Annotated in this window: 14 protein-coding genes and 1 pseudogene; 10 read left to right on the top strand and 5 right to left on the bottom strand. The window is 56.1% G+C overall.

All coding sequences use genetic code 11. The features are described 5' to 3' along the window. Positions 1-10: 10 nt before the first annotated feature. Together H1Y61_RS25070 and H1Y61_RS25065 are read right to left on the bottom strand one after the other, a co-directional pair. Complete coding sequence (locus tag H1Y61_RS25070) at positions 11-886, bottom strand: hypothetical protein (RefSeq protein WP_180575540.1); 876 nt, start codon at positions 884-886, stop codon at positions 11-13. A 209-nt stretch (positions 887-1,095) separates the two neighbouring features. Next, the gene (locus H1Y61_RS25065) at positions 1,096-1,320 is read right to left on the bottom strand and encodes an integrase core domain-containing protein (RefSeq protein WP_180575539.1); all 225 of its coding nucleotides are present in this window, start codon (positions 1,318-1,320) and stop codon (positions 1,096-1,098) included. Between the two features lie 127 nt (positions 1,321-1,447). Between H1Y61_RS25065 and H1Y61_RS25060 the strand changes: the two genes are divergently transcribed. Together H1Y61_RS25060 and H1Y61_RS25055 are read left to right on the top strand one after the other, a co-directional pair. Next, positions 1,448-2,476, top strand: a complete 1,029-nt coding sequence (locus H1Y61_RS25060) for an IS110 family RNA-guided transposase (protein ID WP_180575538.1) — start codon at positions 1,448-1,450, stop codon at positions 2,474-2,476. 341 nt (positions 2,477-2,817) lie between these two features. Beyond that, on the top strand, positions 2,818-3,534 hold the full coding sequence (locus H1Y61_RS25055; RefSeq protein ID WP_180575537.1) for an IS6 family transposase: 717 nt from the start codon (positions 2,818-2,820) through the stop codon (positions 3,532-3,534). 611 nt (positions 3,535-4,145) lie between these two features. On the opposite strand, the gene H1Y61_RS25050 is transcribed toward H1Y61_RS25055, so the two are convergent. Next, positions 4,146-6,332, bottom strand: a complete 2,187-nt coding sequence (locus H1Y61_RS25050; RefSeq protein WP_180575536.1) for a hypothetical protein — start codon at positions 6,330-6,332, stop codon at positions 4,146-4,148. Between the two features lie 183 nt (positions 6,333-6,515). On the opposite strand from H1Y61_RS25050, the pseudogene H1Y61_RS25045 reads away from it, so the two are divergent. Then, positions 6,516-6,658 (top strand): annotated as a pseudogene (locus H1Y61_RS25045) (class 1b ribonucleoside-diphosphate reductase subunit beta); the annotation flags it as partial. A 405-nt stretch (positions 6,659-7,063) separates the two neighbouring features. Here the strand turns inward: H1Y61_RS25045 and H1Y61_RS25040 are convergent. Beyond that, complete coding sequence (locus tag H1Y61_RS25040; protein ID WP_180575535.1) at positions 7,064-8,074, bottom strand: IS30 family transposase; 1,011 nt, start codon at positions 8,072-8,074, stop codon at positions 7,064-7,066. A gap of 91 nt (positions 8,075-8,165) precedes the next feature. Between H1Y61_RS25040 and traG the strand changes: the two genes are divergently transcribed. Next, positions 8,166-10,088 carry a Ti-type conjugative transfer system protein TraG gene (gene traG / locus H1Y61_RS25035; protein ID WP_180575534.1) on the top strand — a complete coding sequence of 641 codons (1,923 nt, stop codon included), beginning with the start codon at positions 8,166-8,168 and terminating at the stop codon, positions 10,086-10,088. A gap of 282 nt (positions 10,089-10,370) precedes the next feature. On the opposite strand, the gene H1Y61_RS25030 is transcribed toward traG, so the two are convergent. After that, positions 10,371-10,580 (bottom strand): hypothetical protein, encoded by a 210-nt coding sequence (locus H1Y61_RS25030; RefSeq protein WP_071205425.1) that lies wholly within the window; start codon positions 10,578-10,580, stop codon positions 10,371-10,373. 102 nt (positions 10,581-10,682) lie between these two features. On the opposite strand from H1Y61_RS25030, the gene H1Y61_RS25025 reads away from it, so the two are divergent. The 6 genes from H1Y61_RS25025 to H1Y61_RS25000 are packed head-to-tail and all read left to right on the top strand — an operon-like array spanning position 10,683 to position 16,038. Beyond that, positions 10,683-10,964 carry a hypothetical protein gene (locus tag H1Y61_RS25025; RefSeq protein WP_235681005.1) on the top strand — a complete coding sequence of 94 codons (282 nt, stop codon included), beginning with the start codon at positions 10,683-10,685 and terminating at the stop codon, positions 10,962-10,964. A gap of 10 nt (positions 10,965-10,974) precedes the next feature. After that, positions 10,975-12,045: a DUF2169 family type VI secretion system accessory protein gene (locus tag H1Y61_RS25020; protein ID WP_071205429.1), complete on the top strand. Its 1,071-nt coding sequence runs from the start codon at positions 10,975-10,977 to the stop codon at positions 12,043-12,045. Further along, on the top strand, positions 12,042-13,436 hold the full coding sequence (locus tag H1Y61_RS25015; protein ID WP_071205430.1) for a DUF4150 domain-containing protein: 1,395 nt from the start codon (positions 12,042-12,044) through the stop codon (positions 13,434-13,436). Before H1Y61_RS25020 ends, H1Y61_RS25015 begins: the two co-directional genes overlap by 4 nt. An 8-nt stretch (positions 13,437-13,444) precedes the next feature. Next, entirely contained in the window at positions 13,445-14,503 is a 1,059-nt protein-coding gene (locus H1Y61_RS25010; protein WP_071205431.1) for a hypothetical protein, read from the top strand. Positions 14,504-14,507: 4 nt separating this feature from the next. After that, positions 14,508-15,560 carry a hypothetical protein gene (locus tag H1Y61_RS25005; RefSeq protein WP_081355457.1) on the top strand — a complete coding sequence of 351 codons (1,053 nt, stop codon included), beginning with the start codon at positions 14,508-14,510 and terminating at the stop codon, positions 15,558-15,560. Between the two features lie 4 nt (positions 15,561-15,564). Beyond that, positions 15,565-16,038 (top strand): hypothetical protein, encoded by a 474-nt coding sequence (locus H1Y61_RS25000; protein ID WP_071205433.1) that lies wholly within the window; start codon positions 15,565-15,567, stop codon positions 16,036-16,038. Positions 16,039-16,043 lie beyond the last annotated feature (5 nt).

Below are 16,043 nucleotides of genomic sequence, written 5' to 3'. Positions count from 1 at the left end.
GAAACCTCCTCTAAACCTCAGCCGACTGCGAACTATCACCGGCAGATGCGGGATAAGGAGCGTTGATCGCATTATTCACGAAGTTGCGAATGTCTTCGGCTCGATAAAGCATAAACGCTCCATGAGACGTGCCGTGCGTGATCATACCTGCAAAGCCGAGGTGATGATTCATGTCGTCATCACCCCACACGAAAAAAACGGGTGCGCCACTCCAGCCATTGGGATTGCCAATATCTTCACCGTGACGTGGGTGGGCGCTGATTGCCTCGCGGCTATCTTCAAAACTCGGCCGGAAACTCTTTTCGTCGAATAGGAGCGTCTTCGGACTGGAGATCACATTAACCCCAGTGGCGTTCCAATCTTCATCGAAAACTGGCTCGTATGCCTGTGTCGCGAAGGGGTATCCGATACTGAACGCCAGCCTTATTTTTTCCGCACGTACCTCGGAAACGGTGCGCGTCTGATCGAGATCGAGGCCAACGAATAGCGGCCCAAGATCATGCGTGCCTCGCTGCCTCTCGTATTCCAACAACAGAATATCTTGCGGCAACAAATCGTCGGTATTGTTGACCAGCAATCGAGAAGCGCCATTTGGGGAAAGACCGACGTGACCGCCTTCGACTGGAAGGACTAGGCACGCGTCATGCGGCTTGAAGTCCTCGCCGTCCATTCGCAGCTGATGCTTAGTTGATAACTGCAGGTGATGATTCTTGTGTCTGAACAGGAAGCATGACCCCGAGTAAGCGAGGTCAAATACTGCGTCTTCTCGATGAAACATGAGGGGTCGGCAATACTGCAGCATGCTTTTAGGAATATGCTTAAACGGAGTTAGAACGCCGTTGATGAAAACAGACAATCGCGCATTGGCTTCCGGTAGTCCGATCATGTCGCAACTCGCTCTTCGCTATATCTTTTAATCCAGTTGGATCGCTCGACGCGGCCGAGCCTGGCGGCGAGTTTCTTCCAGCTGTTCCTGCTCTAGGAGCCAGTTTATAGCGCTGTCGAGCGTGAGTAACGCCATCTTGTTGATTTCCACTGAGAAGTGACCCGGCGGTGGAGTGAACCCCTCGGGCTGGACCAACGGGGCGCTTCAAACTAAGCCGCCTGCTGGGCGAGTTGGGTTTCAAATTCTTCTGGCGATCGGTAGCCAATGGCTGAGTGCAGCCGCTTGGCATTGTAGACTTCTTCGATGAACCTGGGCAATCGCTCGGCGACGTCTGCGAAGGTTTCATACCCGGCCGGATAGATGTCCTCGACTTTCAGAGTCTTCATGAAGCTCTCGGCCTGCGCATTGTGATAAGGGTTGCCAACGGCGCTCATGGATCCCTGTAGGCCTGCCGCATCGAGCGCTCGTCGATAGGTCTCACTGGCTCTGATGATGTAACCGCCCTCCGACGACCTCAATGTGCGAAGGTGGGTCTCCATGGGTCCACACAGGAGAGCGGTTATGTCGAAGATTGTCACAGTCGGGCTGGATCTGGCGAAGAATGTGTTTCAGGTGCACGGGGCTGACGAGACAGGCCGCGCTGTGTTGCGTAGGAAGCTGCGCCGAGATCATGTGCTTTCGTTCTTCAGCCAGTTGCCTCGGTGTATTGTTGCGATGGAGGCCTGTGGCGGGGCCCATTTCTGGGGTCGTGAGATTGGCCGCCTGGGTCATGAGGTACGGTTGATCTCGCCGGCCTACGTCAAGCCCTTCGTGAAGCGTCAGAAGAACGATGCTGCGGATGCTGAGGCGATCTGCGAAGCAGTGACACGCCCGACGATGCGCTTTGTTCCGGTAAAAAGCGAGGAAACGCAAGGCGCAGCAATGCGCTTCCGCGTGCGCGAACTTCTGATCCGGCAGCGAACGCAAATCATCAATGCCTTGCGCGGCCATCTGGCAGAATTCGGACAAATCGTACCGCAAGGTGCAGCCAACGTATCGCGGCTGGTTGCAATCATAGAAAGTCCGGAAAGCGACCTGCCAGCGGATGCGATCACCACGCTGGGTGTATTGGTCACGGTGCTCACGAACCTTGAGGCGGAGATCGGTAAACTTGATGCCGAGATCGCACACACAGCCAGGGAGAATGAAGTGGCGCGGCGCCTGATGACGGTTCCGGGCATCGGCCCACTGATTGCCACGGCGATCGCAGTCCTGGCTCCGCCGCCGCAGACTTTCCGTAAAGCACGCGACTTTGCAGCCTGGCTTGGCCTGACACCCCGGCAGCATTCCACCGGCGGCAAGCAACGGCTCGGGTCAACGACGAAGATGGGCGAGCGCTCTCTACGACGCCTGCTGATCATCGGGGCCAATAGTGTCATCATAAAGCGGCGCGTCCATGCCGAAGCGCGACCCGGCACTTGGTTGGGCGCAATGCTGACGCGCAAGCCGCCACTGCTGGTGCGGGTCGCACTGGCAAACAAAATGGCGCGGATCGTCTGGGCTTTGATGGTTCGAGGCGGCGTCTACCAGTCTCCGGCCGCAGCCGCGTAAGCGTCTTCGGTCGCGAGGGCGTCGGAGCAAAAGAGGGCAAGGAGTCGTTTGGCGCAACGGTCGTGAGACGGGATCGGGACAACCAGCTTGCAACAGAGTGCCTTTGAGCACGCGGCTCTGATGTGGACCCGATCTGCGAACACCATACGGGCCCGCGGCATGTTGATCGCCGCATCAGAGGCCGGATACATGTCAGCACCCGACAACGCGTCAAAACAGGCTAAAATACCCTCTTGCGCATGAGGCGGTTATACATGTTGCAAAGATTTCAAATGGCGAGGGAATTCCAGAGGGCATCGTAACGTTAACCGAACATCGAGCAAAATTTGGGATCTGGCTGGATGACCAGATTTACCCGTGATCCTCTTTATCGTCGGCATCGATTTCCAGCGGAAGTTATCGCCCATGCCGTTTGGCTGTATTTCCGGTTTCCGCTCAGCCTGCGGATGGTTGAGGATCTGCTAGCAGCGCGTGGCATCATCGTCTCTCATCAGACCGTTCGACTTTGGGCTGAGAAGTTCGGCAGACACTTCGCCAAGGACATCCGCAAGCGATCTGCGGGCAAGCTCGGGGACAAATGGCACCTTGATGAGGTAGGTATCACCATCGGTGGAAAGAAGCACTGGCTTTGGCGCGCCGTTGACCAGGACGGCTTTGTCCTCGACGTGCTGGTGCAAAGCCGTCGCAACGCCAAGGCGGCAAAGCGTTTGATGCGCAAGCTCCTCAAAGCGCAAGGCCGCGCGCCGCGTGTAATGATCACTGACAAGCTACGCTCCTATGGCGCGGCAAAATGGGAGATCATGCCCGGCATCGAACACCGTTCTCATAAGGGACTGAACAATCGAGCGGAGAACTCCCATCAGCCCGTCCGACGAAGGGAGAGGATCATGAAGCGCTTCAAGTCGGCGCGACATCTTCAGCGTTTCGCGTCCATCCACGACTCGATCGCAAACCTCTTCAACCTTCCCCGCCACGATCTTCCATCCAACCATCATCGCGAACTGCGAACAGCAGCCTTGGATATTTGGCGAGACGTCGCTCGCCTTCAAGCTGTCTGATCGGAGCAAATATCGCGCTTCCTTGGAATTGGCACGTTAACTTTACGATGCCTATGCATGTAACCGATGGCGAATTTTATGCCGAAATGGAGCGACGCGCCGCTGCCCTACCGGAGAAAGCGGAGAAATGGTCGTTCAAGCTCATCCGCATTGCTGCGGAACGTAAGCGTACCGTCGCTCGACGCAAGAAAGCTGTAACATGACCGTGCTGCCGTAACGGAGAAATCAAGGGTGGCAGCGGTCTGGGCTAAGGGACCCAGCATTTCTGGAATCATGGAAGATCTGGATGTTGGCGCCCGATATTCCGCGCCACTGGATGAGCCCAGGCGAAACATTTGGGCGCGGACCGCGACGCCCTCGAAAATTTTGCGGATGGAGGCTGGGTTATCCATCGGTAGCTCCTTTGGGGTTCAAAGGAACGAAGTGCGGACGGTCCATCCTACCTGACCATCTTCTTCAGTCCTGCATCACCCTTCTAGAGCCGCCGACATCGCGGTCGACTGGGTCAAGGGCCGGCAAGGCCGGGCGAAGCCTCCCTTGATGCTGTCGACGCGGTGCGGCCACCCGTTCCTCTTTTTCTCCTTCCCCTGCGTCACCATCAGCACGTCATTTCAATCCCGCCCATATTGCTTCATCTCGATCGCACCTAGTTTGCCTTCAGGATTGAACAAAGTGGCGAGCATCTTCATCTGACATCCATTTTCGGCAGCCCACGTCGCGATACTGTCGTTCAAATCATGCTCCTTTCCACACGCTTGCGTGTTTGCGGAGACCGCAAGCACGTCAGCAACGCTGGCTGAAGACAGCATCCAACCGAGTGGAAGCCGCAGATCTCCGATAGGAAGGACGTGCGGGAAGAAGCCATTATCAACATCGGTACCTTGGGCCATTTCACGATCCTGTGGCGGAGCAAAAGCTGCGCGCGCACGATCAATCGCGAGAAGGCCTCGGGCACTTCTCGCTTGAAGCATCGTGGTCAACGGATCGCCCAACCAAGACTGCGACGGGTTCGGCGTCGCTTTGTAGGTGTAACCAGGCAGTCCATCGACCGCCTCGCTCATGGGCATGTAGGCAAGAAAAACAGGAGTGCCGCATCCGGACCAGTTGGCCGTCTTTGTGTAAGACCTCTCAATGCGAACCGGGCAGGAGCAACTACCGAGGTCGCCCAACACTGGCTTGCCGCGAGCACACTGTGCATGGAGGCGTCCGAGTTCACGAATCTGCGCGATAAGGTCCATGGCTGTATCGGCACCCGAATTCTCATAGTAACCCCCATCCGCAAGAATGCGGTAAGAGTCATCAGAGACGCGCAAGCGCGCAGTCGCCGTAAGCCAGGGAAACCGGGCGCTGATAAAGGCAGCTTGGTTTAACGCAATGTCACGCGTCGATGTGATCGAGCCTGAGGGAAAGCTCGCAGCGCCGATTGCCCCGGCACCGTCGAGCGGAGAAATGATGACACGGTTCCCCTCGCTGGTATCTGTGGTCACGAACAATGTTGCTGGGCGTGATCCGTTCGCCTGCCAGCTGGCCCTGAGTGGCTCCCTCATGTGCGGGTTATCTGAGGCCATATTTGCGATCGCCTCGGCAAGTATTTCTCCGCTATCGGGGAAAATGTTGACGAACGGGATCAAAAAGTCGGCCACCTGGGCAAATAGAAGATTGGCGAGAGGCGGAGAAATCAAGTCGGTCGTGAGCGGCTTGGTGTCGACCGGCGCATCGGACGGGTCTGGTTGTCGACAAGGAACCAATGGGCCAGGCTTGGCACGTGCGGCGCTCGTGGCCGAATAGAGAAGTGTGCCGATTGATCCGCCGGACACTCCCACGGTCGCAAATAGATGATTGGGGAAGCTGGGGCAGATCGCTTGCATCGCGCTAAGTGCGAGGAAGCCATGGGCAGCGGCGTAGATCCCGCCACCTTCCGCGGAAGCGATGATCACCGGATAGGGCCTGCCAGTTTTCCGGTATACGTCGAGATCGGGACGCGACTTAAGCCATGCCTCAAATGCAGTCTGGGCTGTTGGAGCGTCGCGAAAAGGAACGGCGGGTGGTTCGAGCAGTGGAACAGGCCTGCTTCCAGCCCCGCAGATCGCAGCGATGAGGCAGATCGCCAGATAGCCTCCGGTAAGACCCGGCCTTAAGGCGCCAATGCTGAGCAGCAACCCAATGAACGAAAGTCCGAGCGTTATGACGGTCATCGGGCCAATTGCGACCGGAAAGCCGATCGGAGAGAGAAGCGTCACGATCAATGTTAGAGCAAAACAGACCAGCGTCAGTCTGACGGTGATCGTCACCGCATGACCGGACTTTCTCATCGTCACCCGACGAATAGTGGTTGCTGCCAGGGCAGCTAAGGGAACACCCAGTAGCGCAACCCATAGCAGACGAGGGGCCCATAACGCTGACATGGCGCTCAGCGAAAATGAGGGGACGCAGGAAACGAGGACGTCGATCCAGGACAACGAATGGCGGGATGACGAGAGTGCGAGAAGGCCGGCCGCTGCCAGGGCAGGCGGCAAAATGAAGCCAGCCCATTGGACGAATGTTGCCTCGGTCGAGAAATTCGCAACGATGTGTGTCAGTTGACCGGGTGCAGCAATAAGGATCACCAGATAGACTGCCGCAAGAGCAAACATTGCCAGTCTCGTTGCAACATATCGGTAGACAGACGAGACTATTCTAACGATGAACTGCTCGATCCAGCCGAGAAATACCACAATACGTGTGCTTTGATGTCCATGCCTCAGATTTGAACGCGCAATTTGTTCTTCCAGGCCAGAGCGCTTATCTTCTTTGTCCATTCCTGCCCCCATTGCGGCCGAGCCGCATTCCCTAACTTAGCGTGTGCAAGGTACGCTGGTTGCAAACAATATAGAATCCCGCGCCTTTATTGCCCCCGATTTATTACGTTGATGAAACAACGGGAGGTCGCGAGGCTATTTTTAGCGTTCAACGGCTTCGTCGATCTCATTGGATCATCCCGTGCCGACGCCTGTGAGGTCAATCCGGCAATCCTATCGGCGCTCTCACCCAATGCCGACGAAACCACGACTTCTTTTCTGGGGCGGGGTCGTCCTATGTAATCGGCAAGGTGGTGCCGACGAGGGATGAGGGCTGGGATTTCTAAGTTATTGAGAGTTTTCATGGATCGATACGCCGCCCGCTCTGAATTCAACGGGTCGGCGGTTCAGATCCCTTCAAGGCGCACGTTCTCTAAAATTGGTGCCAACGTGGCGCATCGCAACCAGTTTGCAGGAATGCGACGAGGAATGCCTTAGCCGATTGCGCCAAAACTGTTGACAAACACATCTGAAATCGCTGCTGCCATCCATCGAAATGGGCCCGGCACTATCGCGGCTGTTCATGTGGTAGTGGTTCCGTCGACCGCTATCCTGGTTTAGATTAACTAAATCTAGCCTACGCCTTGGGAATATTGCCGGCTCGAGCAGGGCTCCATAAGTTGTCGAAATCGAAAAAAGACATCATGGTGATTGTGGGTTCACGCTGAAGCGCGACCTGCGTGGCTTTCAAGCTAGCTGGCATGTCGCATCTGCGCGAGCAGTTTCTTGCGGAAGACCTCAGCCGGCGTTCGGTAGCCGAGGCATTTACGCGGTGTCTGATTGAGCCGATTGCAGATCTCAATCAGATCGGTGTCGGCTACAGACAAGGGATCGACGTCCCTGGAAAGCCATTTTCGCGCTCGCCTGTTTGTATTTTCGACCGTTCCTTTCTGCCAGGGCGACTGAGGGTCACAAAACCATGTTTGCGTGCCTATACCAGCCTGAAGGTACGGCCAATCAGTGAATTCTGTGCCTCGGTCGAATGTCATTGATCGGCGGGCGAGGTGAGGGAGGCTCCTCAGCGCCTGGATGATGCCATCCATGACCGGGCGGGACTGGCGATCATTGTTGCGCAACAAGATCGTAAAGCGGCTCACCCGCTCAACGAGCGATGTCATGTTGGCCTTGCCGAACTTCTTCCGGAACTGAATCAGATCGCATTCCCAATGCCCGAACTGCTTGCGTTCAGCAACGACATCCGGACGATGCAGAATGTTGAGTTCCGGACTAAAGCGTTGACCATGCTTGCGTCTTGCATGTCGTGGTCGTCGCTTAGCTCGATGCTCCGGCAGGTGACGCCACAGCTTGATGGCATGACCGTCGGCCGAGTATGCGAACTTGTAAATTGTCTCGTGGCTGACAAAGATCGGATGCTGTTCCAGCCGCATGCGACCGGCGATCTGCTGGGGCGACCAACCATGCATGATCCGGTCGATCACGGACTGCCTCACATTCGCAAAGCGCGCCAGCTTCCGCAGCTTGGCGCGCCGTTCGCAAGCCATGTCATGCGCCGTGACACAGTAATAGCCATTCAGGTCCGGGACCACCTCATCGATGAACGTATTCCGCTTGATTTCACGAAAGATCGTCGAGCGATGACGACCGAGTGTCTCGGCGATCATCTCAATACTCTGGCCCGCCATACGCCAGCGAGCGATCTTGCGACGTTCGTCCAAGTCGATATGGGAGTAGGTGCGTTTCATTGCGCTTTCCTTGCAAACGATAAACCTTTGTTATCTATTGCAAGTCGCACTTCATCCTTGAACCCACCTGTTCGTTCTGCTGGCGGCAATCATGCTTGCCGCGTTGGTAATGACATCCGGAATGGAACATCGGCTGGCGGAGTTCGGCTCCTCGACCCAGGCGAAGCTGATGCTAGGACGAACTGGCCTTGCCCTCCCCTACATCGCCGTCGCCGCAATTGGTGCCATTGCATTGTTTGCGGCAAATGGATCAGCCGACATCAAGACGGTGGGTGTGAGCGTCCTTGCCGCAAACAGTGCGGCGATCGTTATCGCGATGATACGCGAGACGATCCGCCTGACCGGCATCGCTAGCAGCGTACCGGCAGGGCAATCGGTTCTCACCTATGCCGATCCAGCGACAGCGGTCGGTGCGGGCGTCGCCTTCATCAGCGCAATGTTTGCGTTGCGCGTTACGATCAAGGGAAATGCCGCTTTTGCTCAAACCGGACCTAAGCGGATCGGCGGAAAGCGAGCGGTGCATGGCGAAGCCGACTGGATGAAGTTGCAGGAGGCGGCAAAGCTCTTTCCCGAACCCGGCGGCATCGTTATTGGCGAGCGATATAGAGTCGACAAGGACAGCGTGGCCACCATGCCTTTTCGGGCCGATGAGCCACAGAGCTGGGGTGCGGGCGGCAAGTCGCAGCTGCTCTGCTTCGATGGGTCGTTTGGCTCCTCGCACGGCATCGTTTTTGCAGGCTCCGGCGGTTTCAAGACGACGTCGGTGACGATCCCAACAGCGCTCAAATGGGGTGGCGGGCTGGTTGTGCTTGATCCGTCAAGCGAGGTTGCACCGATGGTCGTTGATCACAGGCGCAAGGCTGGCCGGAAGGTGATTGTGCTGGATCCCACCCTTCAGGGAGTGGGCTTCAACGCGCTCGACTGGATCGGCCGTCACGGCAATACGAAGGAAGAAGATATTGTCGCCGTGGCCACCTGGATCATGACCGACAATGCGCGCACCGCATCCGTCCGCGACGACTTCTTTCGCGCCTCGGCCATGCAGCTTTTGACCGCACTCATCGCCGACGTTTGTCTGTCCGGCCACACCGACGCGAAGAACCAGACACTACGCCGTGTCCGGGCCAATCTCTCCGAACCGGAGCCCAAGCTGCGGGGACGTTTGACCGAGATTTATGAACAGTCGGAATCCGACTTCGTGAAAGAGAACGTCGCTGTCTTCGTCAACATGACGCCGGAGACGTTTTCCGGTGTCTACGCGAACGCGGTGAAGGAGACACACTGGCTGTCCTATCCGCACTATGCTGGCCTCGTATCTGGTGACAGTTTTTCGACCGACGATCTAGCCAACGGTGGAACGGATATCTTCATTGCACTCGATTTGAAGGTGCTGGAAGCCCATCCAGGCCTGGCACGAGTCGTCATCGGCGCGCTGCTCAACGCCATTTACAATCGCAACGGTGATGTGAAGGGACGCACGCTCTTCCTGCTCGATGAGGTCGCCCGGCTCGGATACCTGCGTATCCTAGAAACCGCACGCGATGCCGGGCGCAAATACGGCATCACGCTGACGCTGATCTTCCAGTCGCTGGGCCAGATGCGCGAGGCTTATGGGGGTCGGGACGCGACGTCCAAATGGTTCGAGTCCGCATCCTGGATATCATTTGCGGCGATCAACGATCCTGATACCGCAGATTATATCTCGAAACGTTGTGGTGACACCACGGTTGAGGTCGACCAAACCAATCGCTCTTCCGGAATGAAGGGATCGTCACGGTCGCGATCAAAACAGCTCAGCCGCCGGCCACTGATCCTGCCGCATGAGCTGCTGCGCATGCGCAGCGACGAGCAAATCGTCTTTACTGCTGGCAATGCGCCGCTACGCTGCGGGCGCGCCATCTGGTTTCGACGTGAAGACATGAAAGCCTGCGTTGGAGAGAATAGGTTCCACCACCCCCATACGACAACAACGGCCATTACCGCACCCAAAGTGACGAAGTCGGATGAAGACTGACGTGGTACGCTCCTGTCAACAGGGCGATCCATACCTATCCGTTTTGTCCACATTGGGCGCGGCTACGTTTCTTTGCAACCAGTCGAGGCCGCTTCGACGTCGAGGTGTTTCGGCTCGGCTGTTGGCATCCAGCCTCGTGTATATCCGCAGCCCATTGCAACCGCCGCCAGCCGCAACTGTTCATGAAGATGGCGACAATCTTTGAGCAAAGTCCGGATGGCGGCCGTCGCGTCTCCATCGTGCCAAGCGATGAGGTGAGCCGCCTCATCATGAACCTGGGGTTCAATTGGTTTTGTTTGCATGGCCCGCCCCGATGTTGAGAGTGAGTTGCTGGCCACCGTATTTCCTTACCATATATGTCGGAGGACGACGTATCATGGCCTCTGCCTTGCGTTGCATTTCCAAGCGTTGAGCCATGTGGACCTCACGGGCAGCTCGTATCTTGGATATTTCCTGTCTGGCGTTTTGAATTGCAATGTCGGCTGTGTTCATGGTGGTCTCCGATCAATGTTCACTTTATGTTCTCATCATCGATAGAGAACGTCAAGCCTCAACACGACATAGGCATCGACGGGATCGACCCTTGGCGGACTGTTGGGCAAAATTCTGCCGATCAGCGGCATCGTCAACACGGTGATCGAAAAATTTCGCTCCGACACCATTGGAATTGCCCGAACCGAACAGATCGGTCTCTACAAGAACACCACCGTCGGTCACACCATGACCATCAACGCTGGCGAGGAATTCATCATCAAATGTGGCGAATCCAAGCTGATGATGGACAAGGCTGGCAATGTCACGATCGTCGGCACGAAGTTCAATTTCGCCGCATCGGGACATGTCCAGATCAACGGCGAAGTCATCGATCTGAACTGAGGGCGCGTGCATGCTGGGAAAAAATCTCACGCGCCTTGCTGCCATCGGCTTCGAGCAAGCCCATCGCGACGGCGAGGATATGGGCGTGATCGCGGTGCGAGGACGTTATCAGGTCAACGCGGACGGCTCTCTTCAGCTCAGTGATCGGCAGGATATCGTGCTGGTGGATGAGTATGACGGCAATCCCCATACCTCGCCTCTGATCAAAGCTGCTGATCTCATTCCATTCAAACCGGCAAGCGACATCACGTTTCTCGGTGCAGCCTATGCGCCGGACGGGCGCGCCAAACAGGACTGGCTCGTTGCCATCAAGGTTGGACAGCTTTCTCATGCCATTCGGGTGACAGGAGCACGGTCCTGGGTCTGCACCGCAGGCAAATGGCGCTTGTCAGATCCGCAGGAGGCGACCGAGGTTCCGATTGATTATCGATTGGCAGCCGGCGATGGCCACATCGAAGGACTGGGCTCGCCCAGCGTTCCCGGCAATCCGATAGGCGTATCGAGGCCGACGCCCGAACAGGCGTTGTCATCCGCATCAGTGCCAGCACCACGCATCGATGACGCCGAAGAAGACTATTCCGATCCGTTTTTTGCACGCAAGCCGCTAGGCCTCGGACCGGTGGCGCCATTCTGGTATTTTCGCCAGAGATATGCTGGCACCTATGACGACACTTGGCAGGCGCATCGTCATCCTCAGCTTCCCGTCGATTTCGACTATCGGTTTTATCACTCGGCCCATCCGTCGATGATCTATCCAGGTTTTCTGGCGGGCGACGAGATGGTGGAGATGGCGAGGCTGACGCCTGGCGGCGGGACGTTCAAGTTCGCGCTCCCTGCGCTGCGCCCTGTTGCGAGCTATCGGTGGCGCGACGGCCGCGAGGTTGTGGTGCAGCTCAACCTCGACGGCGTGCATATCGACTTTCGCAATGGCGCCCGGAACGTCGATTTGACCTGGCGCGCCTGGCTGCCGATCTGCCCGAATTTTCTATGTATCAACCTGTCAGACAGGCCGTTTGCGGATCAGGAAGCGGCCAGCCTGCCACGCGCCAGCCTGCATGGACTGACGGAGGTGCTGGCATGAGCTATCCATCGCAAGAGGCAAGCCGCGAGACGCGATTGGGTCTGATCATCTCGAAATATCCTGATGTTTGCCGCTCGCCGCATGCCTGCGTGCCATACAATATTATAGCCTACCAATCCGACGCAGCCGGCACGGCCGCGACAGTGCATATGACTGGGCAGCGCGCCCACAAGCAAAATTCGGTTGTCACGAAATGCTTCGGCGACGAGCCGGGCGTGGGTCTTGGCGTCAAATCGAATACTGTTGGCTCTGTGTGCCATCGCAAAACTCATTCGCGCAATGTCCGTATCGAGGGCCAATGGGCCACCCGCGACACCGACGAATGGTATATGAACAACAAGAATACCGTCGGTAAACTGGTTTGGTACACGGGGTCGAAGGATTTTAAGCCAACGCCTCCTTTAGAACAACCGTCCGCTAGCCGGAGCCAGGAAGGTCTGGTCATGAGCGATGCGACGCCCATGACCTTCGAACCTGGCAAGGAATACGCCTTCAACGATACGACCGGACAATTTACAAAACCCGCCCAAACCCAGCCGACCGATACGAAGCAGACAGCGTCGGATGGATCGCGATGGTGGACCATCATCAACGGGCTCAAAAACATCCGATCGATCAATCCGAGCGGTGCAGGCGCTATGGAGCTGATGGGGGCGGCTGACTATTATCTGAAGCAGAACGTCAATGAGCCGACGGACTGGTTGAGTCATGGCTTTCTAAAAACGCAACCGACTCACACGAATACTCCTATCGATAATGGTGTCCCAACCAACACGGCCCCGACCGAACCTGAAAAGAAGCAGGAACTTGAGGAGAAGCAAACGACGGCGCCGGCCAATGGGCGGACGGATGGAAATACCAAGATCACGGGGCAACAGAAGCGCAAAAGGGAGTGCCGGTGCGTCACGGGCGCCTATGATGATATCAAGAATGTCTGCGGTGTCGAATGTGGTTCTGATTATCAGGCGCACCATATCGTGCCGGATTATACGCTGCGTTACGGTAATCGTGCAGAGGCCGAGAAAGGGCAGAAACGAATTCCTGGACTGCCAACGTTCGGACAGGGACCTGCGATCTGTTTGAAGGGATATAAGGCCGACGCGGGGAGTGAACATGGACTGGCGCATCAGGCGGATGAAGAGGTTGCAAAACTTGGTTCAGGATGGAGTACCCCACAGGGAACGGCGGATATGGAGAGCATTAGGAGGATTTCAAGAGATGCGGCTGTTTCTGCAACCGAAGGTGAATGTGAACGGGAAATTGACACCGCACTCAATGCTCAACCGTCCTTACGTTCAAATATTCTCGGGCGAACGACCATCATGCCGCCTGCGAAAGGAACGGAACCTTATAATCTTCTGTCAACCGGTGCTCGCGCAACACTTCACTAAGAGGCGATATGTCAAAAAAACAAGTTAGCTTTACGCGTCTTTGCGCGGTCAACAGGGACATCGTCTATCTTGGCACCATGCCCGACGATCAGGAACTGGCTACGCCGTTCACGGCTATCTGCCAGTACAATGCGGGAGAGTGGTCTTATGAGACATTCGATTTCGCGCTGGCAAGTTTGACGCTTTATCGCGAGCCAGACAGTCCTCACCGCGTCCTCTATGTGTTGGGTGAAACTGGCACAGTCGTCAATTTCCACACGAAGGACCGTGAGACAATCTTGGATCTTCCCAAGGCTCCTCGCACAAAACATAGGCTCGGCTATCTGCAGGCGATCAAACAAATCGGCGATCACCTTTATGTTTGTGGTGGCGGTGGACAAACCTATCGACGCTCCTCGGAAGGGCAATGGCAGGCATTGGACTTGGATTTATTTGACGGGCCCGATGCAATTATGGATCGAAAATCAGAGTTGAGTTTGCTTAGCAGTTTGATGGCTTTACCGGAAAATCAAACTGATGAAAACTATGCAAAATCAAAGGAACTTAGGGAGAAAAATCAGTCTAATATCCTTTGGAACCTATCCGGCCTCTCCGAAGACAGCATCTACTTTGCAGGGGAAAAGAAAAAGGTCTACTGGTTTGACGGAGAGAAAATCACCGAAATCCCGACCGAGGCGGATCGTGGCCTCCTCTCCATCTTCGTGGAAAATGAGGACCGCGTCTGGGTCGCCGGCCGTGATGGGAACTTCCTCGTCGGCAATCACAAGACAGGGTTTCGTGATCTCGACGCGCTGCGGGGAATTGATGGTTGGCCAAGCTTCAACGGCATGACCATGTTCAACGGGCGCCTCTATCTCTCCAGCTATGCCGATCCTCGCGGGCTGTTCGTGTTCGATGGCCACCATGTCGAACAAGTGCGCTCCGGTCTTACGCCCGACATCGAGGATGTCTCCGCCGTCGATGCGGTCGACGGCGTGCTATGGGTCATGGGCCGCAAGGACTTGCTGCGCTATGACGGTACGCACTGGGAGCGTATCGATTTCCCTGGCAATGATCCGCTCAGGTGAGCTTATGAAAAAGGCCAGTTTCACGCGTCTTTGCGCGGTCAACAGGGACATCGTCTATCTCGGCACCATGCCCGACGATCAGGAACTGGCTACGCCGTTCATGGCTATCTGCCAGTACAATGCGGGAGAGTGGTCTTATGAGTCATTCGATTTCGCGCTGGCGAGTTTGACGCTATATCGCGAGCCAGGCAGTCCGCACCGTGTCCTCTATGTGCTGGGTGAGACTGGCACAGTGGTCAATTTCCACACGAAGGATCGTGAGACAATCTTGGATCTTTCCAAGGCTCCTCGCACAAAACATAGGTTTGGTTATCTGGTCAAGATCAGGCAGATCGGCGATCACCTTTATGTTTGTGGTGACGGCGGCCAAACCTATCGACGCTCATCGGATGGACAATGGGACGCCTTGGATGTGGAGTTCTATGATGGACCGGATGCGATCATGGATCCCACGTCGGAATTGAGCAAACTGGACGCTCTGTTGGATCAGAAAGCAAATAGAACCCCCGAAAACTTCGAGAAAATTAAAAAGCTAAGAAAAGAAAATTCGCCAAAAACGTTATGGGACCTTTCCGGCCTCTCCGAAGACAGCATCTACTTCACCGGAGAAAAAGAAACCGTTTATTGGTTTGACGGAGAGAAAATCGCTGAAATCCCAACCGAGGCGGATCGTGGCCTCCTCTCCATCCTGGTGGAAAATGAGGACCGCGTCTGGGTCGCTGGCCGTGATGGGAACTTCCTCGTCGGCAATCACAAGACAGGGTTCCGTGATCTCGACGCGCTTCGTGGCATCGATGGTTGGCCAAGCTTCAACGGCATGACCATGTTCAACGGACGTCTCTATCTCTCCAGCTATGCCGATCCTCGCGGTCTGTTCGTGTTCGACGGCCACCATGTCGAACAGGTGCGCTCTGGCCTTACGCCCGACATCGAGGATGTCTCCGCCGTCGAAGCGGTCGACGGCGTGCTGTGGGTCATGGGCCGCAAGGACTTGCTGCGCTATGACGGCACCCATTGGGAGCGCATCGACTTTCCTGGCAATGATCCGTTGAGGTGAGCTGATGAGTGGATTTGCAGACGCATTTTTCGAACGCATTAATTGCTATCACATGGCCGATTGGCTTCAAGAGACGATGCTGAAGCTAGGGCGACCTATGCCGAACCCTGCTTTGCAACCCGGAGCATTTTCCAGGTCGGATCGATCCTGGGGTCTCATTCTGACATTCGGCCGAGTTGGGACATCGCTGGATAACTGGCAGGACGAAATCATCTTGGTCAGCGCCGAAGGCGATAGCACCTCGCCAATGCCATTTGGCCTGGATCCGATAAACGAGACGCCGGCCAGCGCCGCCATGAAACTGTCTGATAATATAGCTGAACCAGGCGATGTGAGGGGCGATGCCGATGAGCGCCGGATTTCATTCTTCATGGAAGGGGGACGCCTTATCGAGCTGCGGTTTAATGAGGGCATGATTGGTTTTGATCGGATCATTATGGCCCGCCTTGGGGAGCCGCAAGAATGGCAGCCAGCCTGAGACTG

It is taken from the genome of Agrobacterium vitis (assembly GCF_013426735.1).
Taxonomy (GTDB): domain Bacteria; phylum Pseudomonadota; class Alphaproteobacteria; order Rhizobiales; family Rhizobiaceae; genus Allorhizobium; species Allorhizobium vitis_D.
This window is presented reverse-complemented; position numbering and strand designations above follow the sequence as displayed.